At 71.7% G+C, this 15145-nt stretch carries 10 protein-coding genes and 2 pseudogenes; 9 read left to right on the top strand and 3 right to left on the bottom strand.

What is annotated here, in order from left to right:
• Positions 1–2154, top strand: a complete 2154-nt coding sequence (locus ACFWWR_RS05795) for a SpoIIE family protein phosphatase (protein WP_384302131.1) — start codon at positions 1–3, stop codon at positions 2152–2154.
• A 118-nt stretch (positions 2155–2272) separates the two neighbouring features.
• Here the strand turns inward: ACFWWR_RS05795 and ACFWWR_RS05790 are convergent, their stop codons facing one another.
• Positions 2273–3667: a S1 family peptidase gene (locus ACFWWR_RS05790; RefSeq protein WP_384302129.1), complete on the bottom strand. Its 1395-nt coding sequence runs from the start codon at positions 3665–3667 to the stop codon at positions 2273–2275.
• Between the two features lie 184 nt (positions 3668–3851).
• Here ACFWWR_RS05790 and ACFWWR_RS05785 point away from each other — a divergent pair, with 184 nt between their 5' ends.
• The 5 genes from ACFWWR_RS05785 to ACFWWR_RS05765 all read left to right on the top strand — a co-directional run bounded on the left by ACFWWR_RS05785 (position 3852) and on the right by ACFWWR_RS05765 (position 10871).
• Positions 3852–4265 (top strand): PaaI family thioesterase, encoded by a 414-nt coding sequence (locus tag ACFWWR_RS05785; RefSeq protein WP_383862920.1) that lies wholly within the window; start codon positions 3852–3854, stop codon positions 4263–4265.
• Between the two features lie 454 nt (positions 4266–4719).
• A complete protein-coding gene (locus ACFWWR_RS05780) occupies positions 4720–4935 on the top strand; it encodes a type A2 lantipeptide (protein WP_383862922.1) in 216 nt (71 codons plus the stop codon).
• A 95-nt stretch (positions 4936–5030) separates the two neighbouring features.
• Positions 5031–5837, top strand: coding sequence for an HlyD family efflux transporter periplasmic adaptor subunit (locus ACFWWR_RS05775; RefSeq protein ID WP_384302127.1), 807 nt, complete (start codon positions 5031–5033; stop codon positions 5835–5837).
• A complete protein-coding gene (locus tag ACFWWR_RS05770; protein WP_383862928.1) occupies positions 5834–8056 on the top strand; it encodes an NHLP family bacteriocin export ABC transporter peptidase/permease/ATPase subunit in 2223 nt (740 codons plus the stop codon). Before ACFWWR_RS05775 ends, ACFWWR_RS05770 begins: the two co-directional genes overlap by 4 nt.
• Before the next feature lies 1 nt (position 8057).
• Positions 8058–10871 (top strand): NHLP bacteriocin export ABC transporter permease/ATPase subunit, encoded by a 2814-nt coding sequence (locus ACFWWR_RS05765; protein ID WP_383862931.1) that lies wholly within the window; start codon positions 8058–8060, stop codon positions 10869–10871.
• Between the two features lie 12 nt (positions 10872–10883).
• Here ACFWWR_RS05765 and ACFWWR_RS05760 read toward each other — a convergent pair whose 3' ends face one another.
• Complete coding sequence (locus ACFWWR_RS05760; RefSeq protein ID WP_384302125.1) at positions 10884–11411, bottom strand: SRPBCC family protein; 528 nt, start codon at positions 11409–11411, stop codon at positions 10884–10886.
• Positions 11412–11446: 35 nt separating this feature from the next.
• Positions 11447–11605, bottom strand: a pseudogene (locus ACFWWR_RS05755) (winged helix-turn-helix domain-containing protein); the annotation flags it as partial.
• A 118-nt stretch (positions 11606–11723) separates the two neighbouring features.
• Between ACFWWR_RS05755 and ACFWWR_RS05750 the strand changes: the two are divergent.
• The 3 genes and pseudogenes from ACFWWR_RS05750 (at position 11724) to ACFWWR_RS05740 (ending at position 14874) form a co-directional block, all read left to right on the top strand.
• Positions 11724–13223, top strand: a complete 1500-nt coding sequence (locus ACFWWR_RS05750; RefSeq protein WP_383862937.1) for an MFS transporter — start codon at positions 11724–11726, stop codon at positions 13221–13223.
• 396 nt (positions 13224–13619) lie between these two features.
• A pseudogene (locus tag ACFWWR_RS05745) lies at positions 13620–14628 on the top strand (Ppx/GppA family phosphatase).
• Positions 14629–14676: 48 nt separating this feature from the next.
• A complete protein-coding gene (locus ACFWWR_RS05740; RefSeq protein ID WP_383862941.1) occupies positions 14677–14874 on the top strand; it encodes a hypothetical protein in 198 nt (65 codons plus the stop codon).
• The last annotated feature ends 271 nt before the right edge of the window (positions 14875–15145 follow it).

Here is a 15145-nt window from a genome sequence, read left to right as displayed (position 1 = left end):
GTGGTCGGCGTGTCCGACGGACAGAGGTCCGCACATGCGCCGGTGACCGCCAGGACCCGCGTCGGCCGACCGCTGCTGTCGCTCGCGCTGGCGTCGATGATGGAGGAGGTGCACGCGCACGCCGGTGCCGTCTACCTGCTGGCGGACGACGCGTCAGTGCTGGAGATGGCGGTGATGGCGGGGCTGCCCCGGGCGTTCGCGGCGCCCTGGGAGCGGGTGGGTCTGAGCGCACCGATCCCGGTGGCCGAGGCGGTGCGCGAACGGCGGCTGGTCTGGGTGGGCGGCGAGGAGGACATGGCGCGCCGCTATCCACGGATCGCGGTCGTGCTGCCCTACCCCTTCGCGATGGCGGCGGTGCCCGTCGCCACCGAATCCACCGAGTACGGCTCGGTCTTCCTGACCTGGCCCGGATCGCATCCGCCGGAACTGTCCGACCGGGAGCGCGACCATCTCACCGCGGCCTGCGACCGGCTGGCGCTGCGACTGGAGCGGGCGGTCGAGGAGAGTGTCCCGCTGCACGCCGAACCCGATCTGCTCGCCGCGCCGACGGTGGGCGGTGTGGCCGGCACGCTCGGCACGGTGGAGGCGGCGCGGATGGTGGCGCGACTGCCGTACGGGCTGTGCTCGCTGGATCTGCACGGGCGGATCGGCTTCGCCAACGCGGCCGCGGCCGAGCTGATGGGAGTGCCCGTGAGCGAGTTGCTCGGCTCCCAGCTGTGGGCGGCGGTTCCCTGGCTCAACGACCCGGCGTACGAGGACCGCTACCGGGCAGCGCTGCTCAGCCAGCACACCACGTCGTTCGTGGCGATGCGCCCGCCGGGCGACTGGCTCTCCTTCCGCCTGTATCCGAGCACGACCGGGTTGAGTGTGCGAGTCAGCCGGGCGCGGGCGGTGGCGGAGATGAGCCGGGCCGGGCCGCAGCCCGGTGACGCCCCCTCCCGGCTCGTGACCATCTCCCAGGTGCTGAGTCTGGCCGGTGCGCTCACCGAGGCGGCGAGCGTGCAGGACGTGGTCCAGCTGGTAGCGGACGAGATCGCCCCGGCCGTGGGCAGTCAGGCCCTGGTCGTCCTCGGTTCCCGGGCCGGCCGCCTGCATGTCCTGGGCCACCGCGGATACCCGGACCCGCACGTCGTGGAGCGCTTCGACGGGCTTCCGCTGACCGAACAGACCGCGGGCACGCACGGCCTGACCAGCGGAGTGCCCGCGTTCTTCGACTCCCGGGAGCAGCTGGAACGGCTGTATCCGGCGCGGCACTCGACACCCGACGGCTTCGCGTCCTGGGCGTATCTGCCGCTGATCGCCTCCGGCCGCCCGGTGGGCACGTGTGTGCTCGCCTACGCCGAACCGCATCCCTTCCCCGCGGACGAGCGGGCGGTGCTGACGAGCCTGGGCAGCCTGATCGCCCAGGCCCTGGAGCGGGCGGTGCTCTACGACGCCAAACACCAGCTGGCGCACGGCCTGCAGGAAGCCCTGCTGCCGCACTCGCTGCCGACGCTGCCCGGTATCGAGGCGGCCGCGCGCTACCTGCCCGCCACCCAGGGCATGGAGATCGGCGGCGACTTCTACGACCTGGTGCCGATGCGGGGACCTGCGGCGGCGGTCATCGGGGACGTGCAGGGGCACAACGTGACCGCGGCCGGGCTGATGGGGCAGATCCGTACCGCCGTCCGCGCGTACACGACCGTCGGGCAGCCGCCCGGGGAGGTCATGCGCAGCACCAACCGGCTGCTGATCGATCTCGGTTCGGACCTCTTCGCGAGCTGTCTGTATCTGCGGCTCGATCCGGACCGGGGGCGGGCCGTGATGGCCCGGGCGGGGCACCCGCCGCCGCTGCTGCGCCGGCCCGACGGGCGGGTGCGGGTGCTGGACCTGGCCGGCGGCCCGCTGCTGGGCATCACCGACTCGGCCACGTATCCGACGACGGAGGTGGACCTCGCTCCCGGCTCCGTGCTCGTCCTCTACACCGACGGGTTGATCGAGTCGCCCGGCGTCGACATCGAGGACGCGCTCGCCGCGCTCGGGCGGCGGCTGGCCGAGGCCGGGGAGCTGCCCCTGGACGAGCTGGCCGACGAACTCGTCCGGCACAGCGTGGCCACGCGGGAGCGGATCGACGACGTGGCGCTGCTGCTGCTGAGGGCGCGGGCCGAGGGCTGACGCGGGGCCGGCGGGACAGAACGGACCGGCCCGGCCCTCCCGCCGGGGGGCCGAACCGGTCCGTGTCGTTCCGCGTCGAGAGCGGCTCAGTGGGGGCGAACCGCTCTCGACGCGGAGATCAGTGGGTCTCTGTCAGGCCGGCGCCGTCCTCGGCGCCCGTGCCGGTCTCCTCACCGGCACCGGCTTCCTCACCGCCGACCTCTTCGCCCGCACCGACCTCTTCGCCCGCACCGGCCTCTTCGCCGCCGACTTCCTCACCGGCGCCGGCTTCCTCGCCCCCGACTTCACCGGCTCCGGCCTCTTCGCCCGCGCCGGCCTCTTCGCCCGCACCGGCCTCTTCACCGGCTCCGGCCTCCTCGCCCGCGCCGGCTTCCTCGCCGCCCGCCGCGTCGCCCGCGCCGAGAGTCGCGCCGACCGCCGCCAGTGCGGTGGTGACCGGCTGGAAGAAGGTCTCGCCGCCGACCGTGCAGTCGCCGCTGCCGCCCGAGGTCAGACCGATCGCGAGACCGTCCTGGGTGAACAGCGAGCCACCGCTGTCACCGGGTTCGGCGCAGACGTTTGTCTGGATGAGCCCGGTGACCGTGCCCTCCGGGTAGTTCACGGTGGCGTCCAGTCCGAGGACCTGGCCGTCGTTCAGCCCGGTGGTGCTGCCCATCCGGACCACCTCCAGGCCGACCGTGGCGTCCGCGGCCTGGGAGATCGCGACGGTCTGGCCGCCGCCGACATTGACGTCGCTGGGCGCCTCGGTCGCGGGGTCGTCGTACTTGACGAGTGCGAAGTCGCCGTCGCCCGGGAAGGTCGCCTGGTCGACGGTGGCGATCGGCTCGCCGTCCTGCGCGTCGGACCACGCGGCCTCGGCGACCCCGCAGTGACCGGCGGTCAGGAAGGCGGGACTGCCGTCGCCCGCGGTGACGTTGAAGCCGGCCGAGCAGCGTGCGCCGCCGCCGAAGATGGCGTCGCCGCCGGAGAGGAACGTCTTGAAGGTGCCGGCGGACTTCTTGATGGTGGCCATGCCGGAGCCGAGGCTGTCGACCGTCGACTCCAGGGTGTCCCACTTGGCGCCGGTGACCGTGCTGTCGGCGGTGACCAGGATCTTGTTGGTCCGGGGATCGACCGCCCACGCGGTGCCCGGGATGGTCGCCTCGGTCTTGAGGGTCTGGGCGCCGGCCTCGAGTTCGCGGATGCTGTTCTCGACCTCGCGGACCTCCGCGCCCGCCTTCTTCGCCTGGACGATCACGTTGTTGTTGTCGCCGGAGATGACGTTGACGACCAGTTGCTGGCTGTCGGAGTCGTAATAGGAACCGGCGAACGCGTCACCGAGCAGCCCGGCCAGTTGCGAGGCGAGATCCGAGGCGTCCCCCGCCTTGAGAGTTCTGGGCGCGGCGGCGGTGTCGTTCGACGAGCCGTCCTGGGAGGCGTTGGCGTTCGGCAAGAGGATCGCCGCCGCTCCGAGCGCGACCACACTGCCCGCCGCTATCGCGGCCTTGCGCTTCGGAATTCGCTTGTGACTCAAACTTCTCGACCTCCTGAGGGACCGGAGTCTGCTGCCTGTCCGGCAGTTGTTAAGGGCGCCTGGATGGCAGTGGGTACGCACGGTGCGCACGGGGCGTTCAATTCCGTTTCCGTGCGCCCCGCGTGGAACTCCGAATCGGCCACGGCCCGCACGCGGCGGCCCGGTGCGGGGAACAATCCCCCATATGACGATGACCACCGCCGAAGCCGACAAGATCCTCACCGACAACTTCGCCCCTTGGGTTCTCGAACTGGGCCTGCGGGTGGAGGCCTTGGGAGACGACCGGGCGACACTGCGTCTTCCCTGGTCGGACCGCCTGTCCCGGGAGGGCGGCGGGCTCTCCGGGCAGGCTCTGATGGCCGCCGCCGACACGGCGACCGTGATCGCACTGTCGGCTGCCCGGGGCGCCTACGGACCGATGACGACGGTGCAGCAGTCCACGTCGTTCCAGCGTGCGGTGACCGGTTCGGATGTCCTGATCGAAGCGGTCGTCACCAAGCTGGGCCGCCGGACGGCGTTCGCCGACATCACGATGACCGACGAGGAGTCCGGACAGATCGCGGCACGGGCCGGCACGGTCTACGCCCTTCTGGGCTGACACGTGCAGCAACCGATCGACAACGTTCTGTTGTGAACACCGGGCCGAATCCTTGCTCCAGGGAATCTGCACATCGAATACCCAACGAGGTCACCGCTCGCGAAGGATCTGCACAAGTCGGGGTGCGCCTCACGTCATTGGCGCGGAGTGTCGGATTCGCGACGGCGAGCGCAAGGGTCCGTACCGGCACACCACCGTGCCACGTGTGAAGAAGTCGCCACCAAGCAGTGCGCAGTCCTGCACCGACGGGTACTCCTAAGGCACAAATGCCCTGGTGAGACAGGTGGTTGATTGGAAGCCCGGACCCGCCGCGTGCTTTGATCCATCGCACCGCAGGGGCCGCTACGGGCTTTCCGGAAACGGGCACCCGGCGCCTGCGGTCGCGGCCGTCCGTCTGTCCCCCAGAGGGGGCCGCTCCCCCCTTGTGAATACCCATATGAAGGGAAGTTCCATCATGAACTCCACCCCCCAGGTTGCGACCGTCGAGATCTCCGACGCCGAGCTCGACAACGTCTCCGGCGGTCTGTCCGTGAACGCTCTGGGCACCGTCACCGGCCTGGTGGACGGCATTGCCCCGGTTTCCGGCCTGGTCAACACGGCCGTCGGCACCGTCGAGGGTGCGACCGGCCTGAACACCGCCCCGGTCACCAGCCTGGTCGCCGGTATCTGATCGCACTTCTGTGATCTTCGAGTCCCGGAGCCGGATGCCGGCTCCGGGATTCTCGGGTGCCGTAAAAGATCTCTCCCACAGGTGAGGGAAGTTCCGTGCAGTTCCGCCAACAGGCCCTCGCCAAGCTCCAGTCGCCGGAGGAGCTCGACCTTCCGGTGCGTTTCGCCCGCCCCCAGGGCTGGCTCGTCCTCTCCGTGACCGTGGTCGTGATGGCCGCCGCGTCCGTGTGGGCGGTGACCGGCTCGGTGGCCTCCACGGTCGGTGCGCCCGCGATCCTCACCCACGGCGAGGGCAGTTACATCCTGCAGAGCCCGGTCGCGGGCCAGGTCACCGCGGTCGTCGCCAAGGAGGGCACGCGGCTGCCCGCGAACTCCCCCGTCCTGAAGGTCCGTACGGCCGAGGGCGACTCCGTCGTCCGTACCGTCGCCGCGGGCCGGATCACCGCGCTCGCCGCCACCATCGGCCAGATCGTCCAGACCGGCGCGAACGTCGCCGCCGTCGAGAAGGTCGCCCGCGCGACGGACCCGCTGTACGCGACGGTGTACGTCCCCGCCGAGAACGCCGCCTCCATCCCCGCGAACGCCGCCGTGGACCTGACCGTGCAGTCGGTGCCCACGCAGGAGTACGGCGTGCTGCGCGGCCATGTGAAGTCGGTGGACCGCTCCGCCCAGTCGGCCCAGCAGATCTCCGCCTTCCTCGGGGACAGCCAGCTCGGCGAGCAGTTCACCAAGGACGGCCGGCCGGTGGCGGTGCTGGTGAGGCTGGACAAGTCGTCCGGTACGAAGAGCGGCTACACGTGGTCGTCCGCGGACGGACCGCCGTTCTCCCTCACCTCCATGACGATGGCCGACGCTTCGATCCGGCTGGCGGATGAGCGTCCCGTCGACTGGCTGCTGCCATGAGTGCCGCCCAGGACACCAGAAGCAGGCGCCGGGCCGCCCCGCCCAAGCGACCGGTCCCCACGGGCAGGGTCAAGACGGTCCGTACGCCCACCGTGCTCCAGATGGAGGCCGTCGAGTGCGGCGCCGCCTCCCTGGCGATGGTGCTCGGCCACTACGGCCGGCATGTGCCGCTGGAGGAGCTGCGCATCGCCTGCGGTGTCTCCAGGGACGGCTCGCGGGCCAGCAACCTGCTGAAGGCGGCCCGCAGTTACGGGTTGACCGCCAAGGGCATGCAGATGGACACGGCCGCCCTCGCCGGGGTGAAGACGCCGGCCGTGCTGTTCTGGGAGTTCAACCACTACGTCGTCTACGACGGCATGGGGCGCCGCTTCGGCCGCCGCGGGGTGTACATCAACGACCCGGGCAAGGGCCGCCGTTTCGTGCCGATGGAGGACTTCGACGGCAGCTTCACCGGCGTCGTCCTGGTCATGGAGCCCGGCGAGGGCTTCACCAAGGGCGGACGCAAGCCCGGTGTGCTGGGCGCGATGCCGGCCCGGCTGCGCGGTACCGCGGGCACCATGCCCGCCGCCGTGCTGGCGAGCCTGCTGCTGGTGGTGGTCGGCGCCACGGTGCCCGCGCTGAGCCGCCAGTACATCGACATGTTCCTGATCGGGGGTCAGACGTCCCTGCTCGGCGTGCTGTTCGCGTCGATGGGCGCCTCCGTGCTGCTCACCCTCGTACTGACCTGGCTGCAGCAGACGAACCTGCTCCACGGCCGGATCATCTCCTCCACCCTCTCCAGCGCCCGCTTCCTGCGCCACCTGCTGCGGCTGCCGGTCACCTTCTTCTCCCAGCGCAGCCCGGCCGACCTGGTGCAGCGCCTCCAGTCCAACGACCAGGTGGCCGAGACGCTGGCCCGCGACCTCGCGGCGGCGGGCGTGGACGCCGTGGTCGTCGTCCTGTACGCGGTGCTGCTGTACACGTACGACCCACAGCTCACCTACGTCGGCATCGGCGTGGCGCTGCTGAACGTGGTGGCCATGCGGGTGGTGATCCGGCTGCGTGCCACCCGTACGGCGAAGCTGCGTGCCGACAGCGCCCGGCTCACCAACACGGCGTACACCGGCCTGCAGTTGATCGAGACGATGAAGGCGACCGGCGGCGAGGACGGCTACTTCCGCAAGTGGGCCGGGCAGCACGCCACCACGCTGGAGGAGCAGCAGCGGCTCGGTGTGCCGAGCGCCTGGCTGGGCGTGGTCGCGCCGACTCTCGCCTCGTTGAACAGCGCGCTGATCCTGTGGATCGGCGGGATGCGGGCCGTGGAGGGCGGCATATCGGTCGGCCTGCTGGTCGCCTTCCAGGCGCTGGTCACCCGCTTCACCGCCCCGATCACCCGCCTCAACGGCGTCGCGAGCCGCATCCAGGACTTCGCGGCCGACGTGGCCCGGCTGAAGGACGTGGAGAACTTCCAGGCCGACCCGCTCTACGGCCGTCCTGGCGCCGGCGAGTCGACGCGCCGTCTGCAGGGCCACGTGGAGCTGCAGAACATCTCCTTCGGCTACAACCCGCTCGACAAGCCCCTGCTCTCCGGCTTCGACCTGACCGTCGGCCCCGGCCAGCAGGTCGCCCTGGTCGGCGGCTCGGGAAGCGGCAAGTCCACGGTGTCCCGGCTGATCTCCGGTCTGTACGCGCCCTGGGAGGGCGTGATCCGCATCGACGGGCAGCGCATCGACGACATAGCGCGCGGGGCCCTCGCGGCCTCCGTCTCCTTCGTCGACCAGGACGTGTTCCTCTTCGAGGGTTCGGTCCGCGACAACGTGGCGCTGTGGGACCCCTCGATCCCCGACGACGCCGTGGTGGACGCGCTGCGCGACTCCGCCCTCCACGACGTGGTGATGCGCCGCCCGGGCGGCATCCACAGCAAGGTCGAGCAGGACGGCCGCAACTTCTCCGGCGGGCAGCGCCAGCGTCTGGAGATCGCCCGGGCCTTGGTGCGCAGGCCCAGCATCCTGGTCCTCGACGAGGTCACCAGCGCGCTGGACGCGGAGACCGAGCTGACGGTGATGGACAACCTGCGCAAGCGCGGCTGCGCCTGCGTGGTGATCGCACACCGGCTCAGCACCGTGCGCGACAGCGACGAGATCGTCGTACTCCAGCACGGCACGATCGTGGAGCGCGGGCGGCACGAGGAGCTGGTGGCGCGCGGTGGCGCGTACGCCGAGCTGGTCAGGGAGCGGTGAGATGACGACCGCACACGAGCCGGACCTCGTCCTGGGCGCGCTCGGGGCCATGGGCACGCCGATCGACTGCACCGGCCTGAGCCGCATCGACCTGGAAGGGCCGCAGGTGCTGTGGCTGGTCGCGGCGGGCGCCGTGGACCTGTTCGCGGTGGACGCCGAGGCGCAGGGCCACTGGCACCACCTGGGCCGCCTGGAAGCGGGCTCGCTGCTGCTCGGCCCCGTCCCGGGGCCCCAGCACACCCTGGTCGCCCGCCCGCTCAGGGACTGCGTGGTGCACCGCATCAACCTGCGCGAGCTGTACCAGCCGGCGGACACCCAGACGTGGTCCTACGACGAGTACGGCAACCCCCAGTACGTGCCGCCGACGACGAGCCCGCTGGAGTACGCCCTCGCCCTGGGCGTCGGCCGCAGTCTGTCCATCCTCTTCCAGGCGCCGATGGCCACCGAGCGGGCCGCCGCGCCCACCGACGACGACGTCTTCTGGATGCAGGTGCCGCCGGGCAGCGTGCAGTACGGCTCGCTGTACGGCGCGGAGGCGGCGGCCGACCTGCTGATGGACCCGGCCGTGTGGCAGAGCATGGTCGACCAGGAGTACCGGCTGCTGACCACGCTGGACCGGTGGATCGAGCAGCTGGAGCAGACGCACGAGACGCGGACGGCCGCCGGTATCAAGGCCGGTGAGGCGGTCCGCGCCCAGGCCGACCGGACGCTGCTGGCGTCCATCGGCAGGTCGTCGAAGCGTGCGACGGCCGCCGACGCGGACGCCAGTTACGCGGCGTGCAAGCTGGTCGCCCAGGCAGCCGGGATCCCGCTCGCCGAGCCCGCGCAGTCGGGCACCGAGAGCGACCGCCTCGACCCGGTCGAGCAGATCGCCCTCGCCTCCCGGGTGCGCATCAGGTCCGTACGCCTCGACGGCCGCTGGTGGCGGGACGACGTGGGCCCGCTGGTGGGCCACCGGGCCCTGTCCGGCGCGCCGGTCGCACTGCTGTGGCGGCGCGGCGGCTATGTGTCCGTGCACCCGGCGACCGGTCGTGAGACGCCGATCGAGAAGGCCAACGCGGAGGAGTTCGAGCCGCGCGCGGTGATGTTCTACCGCCCGCTGCCCGACCGGCCGCTCACTCCGCTCGGGCTGCTCCGCTTCAGCATGCGCGGCACCGGCGGCGACCTGACGAACCTGCTGACCAGCGGCCTGGTGACGGTCGCCATCGGGGCGCTGGTGCCGATCGCGACCGGCAAGGTGCTCGGCGAGTTCGTACCGAAGGCGCAGACCGGCCTGATCGTGCAGTTCTGTCTGGCGGTGATGATCAGCAGTGTGGTGGCGGCGGCCTTCATGCTGATGCAGAACCTGACCATGCTCCGCCTGGAGGGCCGTATCGAGTCGACTCTCCAGCCGGCGGTCTGGGACCGGCTGCTCCGGCTGCCGACCAAGTTCTTCACCGAACGCTCGACCGGCGAGCTGGCGAGCGCGGCGATGGGCATCAGCGCGATCCGCCGGATGATGGCGGGCATCGGCCCGGTGATCGCCCAGTCGGTGACCGTGGGCGCGATGAACCTGGGCCTGCTGTTCTGGTACAGCGCCTCCATGGCGCTGGCGGCGATCGCGATGCTCGTCGTCATCGCCGCCGTGTTCCTGGGGCTCGGGCTGTGGCAGGTGCGCTGGCAGCGGCGCCTCGTGGTGCTCGGCAACAAGCTGAACAACCAGGCGTTCCAGACCCTGCGCGGCCTGCCGAAGCTGAGGGTGGCGGCGGCCGAGAACTACGCCTACGCGGCCTGGGCGTCGGAGTTCGCGCGCAGCCGCGAGCTGCAGCAGAAGGTCGGCCGCATCAAGAACCTCACCACGGTGATGGGCGCGGTCTACCTGCCGCTGTGCACCCTTTTGATGTTCATGCTGCTGGCGGGTCCGGCGCGCGGGGCGATGTCGGCGGCCGCGTTCCTCACCTTCAACACCTCGGTGACGATGCTGCTGACGGCCGTCACCCAGCTGACCGGCTCCTTCGTCTCGGTGGTGGCCGCGCTGCCGCTGTTCGAGGAGATCAAGCCGGTGCTCGATGCCGCGCCGGAGGTGCGCACGGCCAGCACCCGCCCCGGCCCGCTGTCCGGCGGGATCGAGGCCCGCCGGCTCTCCTTCCGGTACTCGGACGACGGTCCGCTGGTCCTCGACGACGTGTCGTTCGACGTACGGCCGGGCGAGTTCGTGGCGATCGTCGGCCCGAGCGGCTGCGGCAAGTCGACCCTGCTCAGGCTGCTGATCGGCTTCGACCGGCCGGTCTCGGGCAGTGTCCTGTACGACGGTCAGGACCTGGCCGCCCTCGACCAGTCCGCCGTACGCCGGCAGTGCGGGGTGGTGCTCCAGCACGCGCAGCCGTTCACCGGTTCCATCCTGGACGTCATCTGCGGCACCGAGCCCTACACGCCGGAGGAGGCCCTCGCCGCGGCCGCGATGGCGGGGCTCGCCGAGGACATCGAGCGGATGCCGATGGGCCTGCACACGATCGTCTCGGGCAGCGGTGCGATCTCCGGCGGCCAGCGCCAACGGCTCATGATCGCCCAGGCGTTGATCCGCCGTCCGCGCATCCTCTTCTTCGACGAGGCGACCAGTGCCCTCGACAACGAGACACAGCGCACGGTCATCGAGAGCACCAAGGCCCTCAACGCCACCCGGATCGTCATCGCGCACCGCCTGTCGACCGTGCTGGACGCGGACCGGGTGATCGTCATGGAGGACGGCAAGGTCGCCCAGCAGGGCCCGCCCGCGCAGCTCCTCGCGGACACGGGCGGCCGGCTGCACGAACTGGTGCGGCGCCAGATGACCTGAGCGGTCGAGAGGTCAGGCGTCGAGGCCGGGGACGGGCGCCCCGAAGGGGACGCCGGCCCGGACGTACCCGTCGTAGAACCCCTTCCAGGCCGCATCGGCCCCTGCGTGCGCCTCGGGCTCCTCGCCTCGGGTCCAGGCGTCAAGTGCGGCCAGGCACACCTCCCAGCCGGCGGCGTTGCGGGCGGCGGTGTCCTCGGCGGCCAGGACGTTCGTGAGCGTGAAGCGGGTACGGCGGTCGTCCAGCGCCTCCAGGTCGAAGTGCAGTTCGTCGCCGCCCCACTCGAAGGACAGGTGCCGGGGCGGATCCACGGCGATCACCCGGCCCGTCGAGTCCTCCAGGTCCGGGTCGCCGCTGAACGTGATCACGCCGCCGGGGCGCGGTTCGATCTCGGCGCGGGAGGGGAACCAGTGGGCGAGTTCCCCGGCGTCGGTGACGAACTGCCAGACGCGGTCGACGGGATGGCCGTGGACACGGCTGAAGCGGACCGCCGGGCGGCCGTCCTCCAGGGTCGCAAAGGTTCCGGTGAGGTCGGCGGACATGGTGCATCAGTCCTTCGGTGAGGGGTCCTGGGGCGTCAGGGGTCGTCTCGTCGCGCCGCCTCGTCGAGGCGGCCGCCCGGCGTGCCGGCTTCCGCGAGCGGCTGGAGGTGCTCGGACGTACCGGGCCGGCTCGGACCGCACTCCTCCACGATCTCGCCGATCGACCGCGGTCGCTCGAGGAGCAGCGCGACGACGGTCCGTCGCCCTCCAGCGAAACTTTGCCGTTTCGCTGAAAGTGGTCTAGCCTTATGTGTACGAAACCGTTTCGTTTACCTCCTTGTTACCTTCGGACGACTTCCCTGGAGTTCCCCGATGTCCCAGAAGACCCTGACCGAGAGCGGCCCGGAAGGCACCCAGGCGCCCTCCGGATCCGCCTCCAAGCGGTGGTGGATCCTCGCCGTCGTCGCCCTCGCCCAGCTGATGGTGGTTCTGGACGCCACCATCGTGAACATCGCCCTGCCGTCGGCCCAGGCCGACCTCGGGTTCTCCGACGGCAACCGGCAGTGGATCGTCACCGCGTACGCCCTGGCGTTCGCCTCCCTGCTCCTGCTGGGCGGCCGGATAGCCGACCTGTTCGGCCGCAAGCCCGCCTTCCTCGTCGGTGTCGTCGGCTTCGCGGCCGTGTCCGCCCTCGGCGGTGCCGCCACCAACTTCGAAATGCTGGTCACCGCGCGTGCCCTCCAGGGCGCCTTCGGCGCGCTCCTCGCGCCCGCCGCGCTCTCCCTGCTCAACACGACGTTCACCGACCCCCGCGAGAAGGCCAAGGCGTTCAGCGTGTACGGCGCCATCGCCGGCGCGGGCGGTGCGGTGGGTCTGCTGCTCGGCGGCATCCTGACCGACGCCCTCGACTGGCGCTGGACCCTGTACGTCAACGTCGCCATCGCCGTCGTCGCCTTCATCGGTGGCTGGATGCTGCTGTCCAACCAGCGGGACGCCGCGAACTCCAAGCTGGACGTACCGGGTACCGTCCTGGTCGCCGCCGGTCTGTTCTCCCTGGTCTACGGCTTCTCCAACGCGGAGACGCACGACTGGAACTCCCCCGCGACCTGGGGCTTCCTGATCGCGGGCGGTGTCCTGCTGGCCGCGTTCACCTGGTGGCAGACCCGCGCCGAGCACCCCCTGCTGCCGCTGCGGATCCTGCTGGACCGCAACCGCTCGGCCTCCTACCTGGCCGTGCTGATCTCCGGTGCGGGCATGTTCGGCGTGTTCCTCTTCCTCACCTACTACCTCCAGCTGAACCTGGCCTTCAGCCCGACCAAGACCGGCGTGGCGTTCCTGCCGATGGTCGCCGCACTGATGGTGGCGGCACAGCTCGGCACCACGGCGCTGGTCCCGCGGCTGGGCCCGAAGGCGGTCATCCCGCTGGGCTTCGGGATCGCCGCGGTCGGCATGGCCTGGCTGACCGGTATCGATGTCGGCTCCGACTACGTGACCGCGGTGCTCCCGCAGCTGATCGTGATCGGCGTCGGGCTCGGCCTGGTCATGCCGCCGGCCATGCAGCTGGCCACCGGCGGGGTCGCGGCCGAGGACGCGGGCGTCGCCTCCGCCACCGTCAACGCCATGCAGCAGGTGGGCGGGTCGATCGGTACGGCCCTGCTGAACACGCTGGCCGCGAGCGCCGCCACCGACTATCTGGCCGGCAAGGACGCCACCAGCAAGCTGGTCCAGGCCCGGGCGACGATCGAGAGCTACACCACCGCCTTCTGGTGGTCGGCCGGCTTCTTCGCGGCCGGCGCGCTGATCGCCTTCCTGCTCTACCGTCGCGGGGTGCCCGAGCAGGACCCGGACGCCGCCCCGGTCGTCCACATGTGATCCGGCCCGACCGAGCCGCACAGGTCCGAGGGGCCGCCGTCCGCAGGGAGACGGCGGCCCCTCTTCGCCGTCCGGGTCGCGGGGCGGGGCGGGCATGTGGATGAGCTGTCACCGCGACCGTGCGCGCGAACCGGTCGCGCCGCTCGACACACGCCCTCCTCGCGCCCCGGCACCGCTGCCGTCCCGGCGCGCCGGCGAGCCTGCCGTCGTCGCCCCCACCGAGCGCCTCGTGGTCGGCGAGCGGTAGCGGTGTGGGCGAGCCGCCGGCCGGCGCTCGTGAAGTCGTGCGCCCTCGCCCGCCCGTGCCGGCATGCGGTGCCGGACTGGTGACGGCGACCGAGAGCGTCCGCACGGCGGCGGACGTTGGACGGCCCGGCGAGCGGGTACTCACGGGCCATGCGAATCAGCGTGGTTGACGTGGGATCGAACACGGTCAGACTCGTCGTCGCGGACGCGGAGGGCGGGGTGCCGCTGCCGGTCCACACCGCCAAGTGGCGGCTGCGACTGTCCGATCACGTGAAACCGGGCGGCCCGGTGCCGGAGGAGGCGATCGAACGGCTGGTCGATGCGGTCACCGAGGCGAGCAGGACCGCGACCCGGTGGGGCGCGGCGGAGCCGTTGGCCTTCGCGACCGCGGTGGTGCGCAGCGCCCGGAACCGGCAGGAGGTGCTGCGTACGGTGCGGGCCCGGACGGGAGTCGGGCTGTGCACCCTGCCGGGCGAGGTGGAGGCCGAGCTCACGTTCCTCGGGGCGCGGCGCTGGATGGGCTGGCGGTCGGGGCCGCTCGCCCTGCTGGACATCGGCGGCGGCTCGCTCGAAGTGGCGTTCGGCCGCGGCCGGTTACCGGACTTCGTGGCCTCGCTGCCACTCGGCGCGAGCCGGCTGACCCACGAGCACTTCGAGGGCCAGGACCCGCCGTCGCCGGAGCTGGTGCGGGCGCTGCGCCGCAAGGTCCGGCACCAGCTGCGGGACGTGGCGGCCCGGATCCGCTGGGAGGGACCGCACACCGCGGTGGCCACCTCGCGCACCTTCCAGCAGCTGGGCCGCCTGTGCGGGGCCCCGCCCGGACGGTACGGCCCGTTCGAGGAACGCCGGTTGCGGCGAGAGGACCTGCGGGCCGCGGTCGACCGCCTGGCCGTCCTGCCCGCCGCCCAACGCGCCCTGCTCCCCGGCATCTCGGCCCCCCCGCGCGATGCAGAGCCTGGCCGGCGCGGTGGTGGGGCACACGGCCATGAAGCTGACCGGGATCACGACGCTCACCCTCTGCCCGTGGGCGATCCGCGAAGGCGTGCTGCTGCGTCACATCGAGAACGGTGCGTCATGGTGGGCGGAGATCGTCCACCGCAACGAGGAGGAGGCTCCCCTGGATCCGGTGCCGCTGCGCATCGCGACGGCGGCCAACTGAGCCCGGGAAGCCGGAGCAAGCCAGAAGAACCGGAGGAAGGAGACAGCCGTGTCCGACGCCAAGAAGAACGCCAGGAGCGACGGCCGGACCGATGAGCCCGGGACCGCGCTCGAAGAGGTCCTGCGTGAGATCGAGGACGCCGAGACCTCTACCCGGAACTCCGCCGAGCAGCGGCGGCACCGGGGTGAGGCCTCGGAGGCCATCACTCCGAACACCCGAGCCCAGGAGCAGTCCGAGGGCGACTGACCACCCTGGCCGCGTGCCCAGGGGCGCGCCGCCAGGGCGCTCGCCGCCCGGCACAGGTTGGCGGCCGTGGCCCGGCCCGGCCCGTGCGGCCCCCGTCGCGGCCTGCTCGTCGGCGAGGTAGTCGGGGCCGGGGCCCGGCCCGGGGTGCCGGTAGGTCCACCCTGTGCAGGCATGGTCGAGCCTGTGCCGGCGGGGCCCGCCCAAGATCTCGCTGATGACGGGTTGGCCGTGCGCCGCCATCCACCGGCGTGGAGTCGCCCCGAAGGGCGAC

This window comes from Streptomyces sp. NPDC058678 (assembly GCF_042714835.1).
GTDB lineage: Bacteria > Actinomycetota > Actinomycetes > Streptomycetales > Streptomycetaceae > Streptomyces.
This window is presented reverse-complemented; position numbering and strand designations above follow the sequence as displayed.

Coding starts and splice junctions, on each gene's coding strand:
- ACFWWR_RS05785 (WP_383862920.1), top strand. CDS start 3,852: ATGACGATGACCACCGCCGAAGCCGACAAGATCCTCACCGACAACTTC.
- ACFWWR_RS05780 (WP_383862922.1), top strand. CDS start 4,720: ATGAACTCCACCCCCCAGGTTGCGACCGTCGAGATCTCCGACGCCGAG.
- ACFWWR_RS05770 (WP_383862928.1), top strand. CDS start 5,834: ATGAGTGCCGCCCAGGACACCAGAAGCAGGCGCCGGGCCGCCCCGCCC.
- ACFWWR_RS05765 (WP_383862931.1), top strand. CDS start 8,058: ATGACGACCGCACACGAGCCGGACCTCGTCCTGGGCGCGCTCGGGGCC.
- ACFWWR_RS05760 (WP_384302125.1), bottom strand. CDS start 11,411: ATGTCCGCCGACCTCACCGGAACCTTTGCGACCCTGGAGGACGGCCGC.
- ACFWWR_RS05750 (WP_383862937.1), top strand. CDS start 11,724: ATGTCCCAGAAGACCCTGACCGAGAGCGGCCCGGAAGGCACCCAGGCG.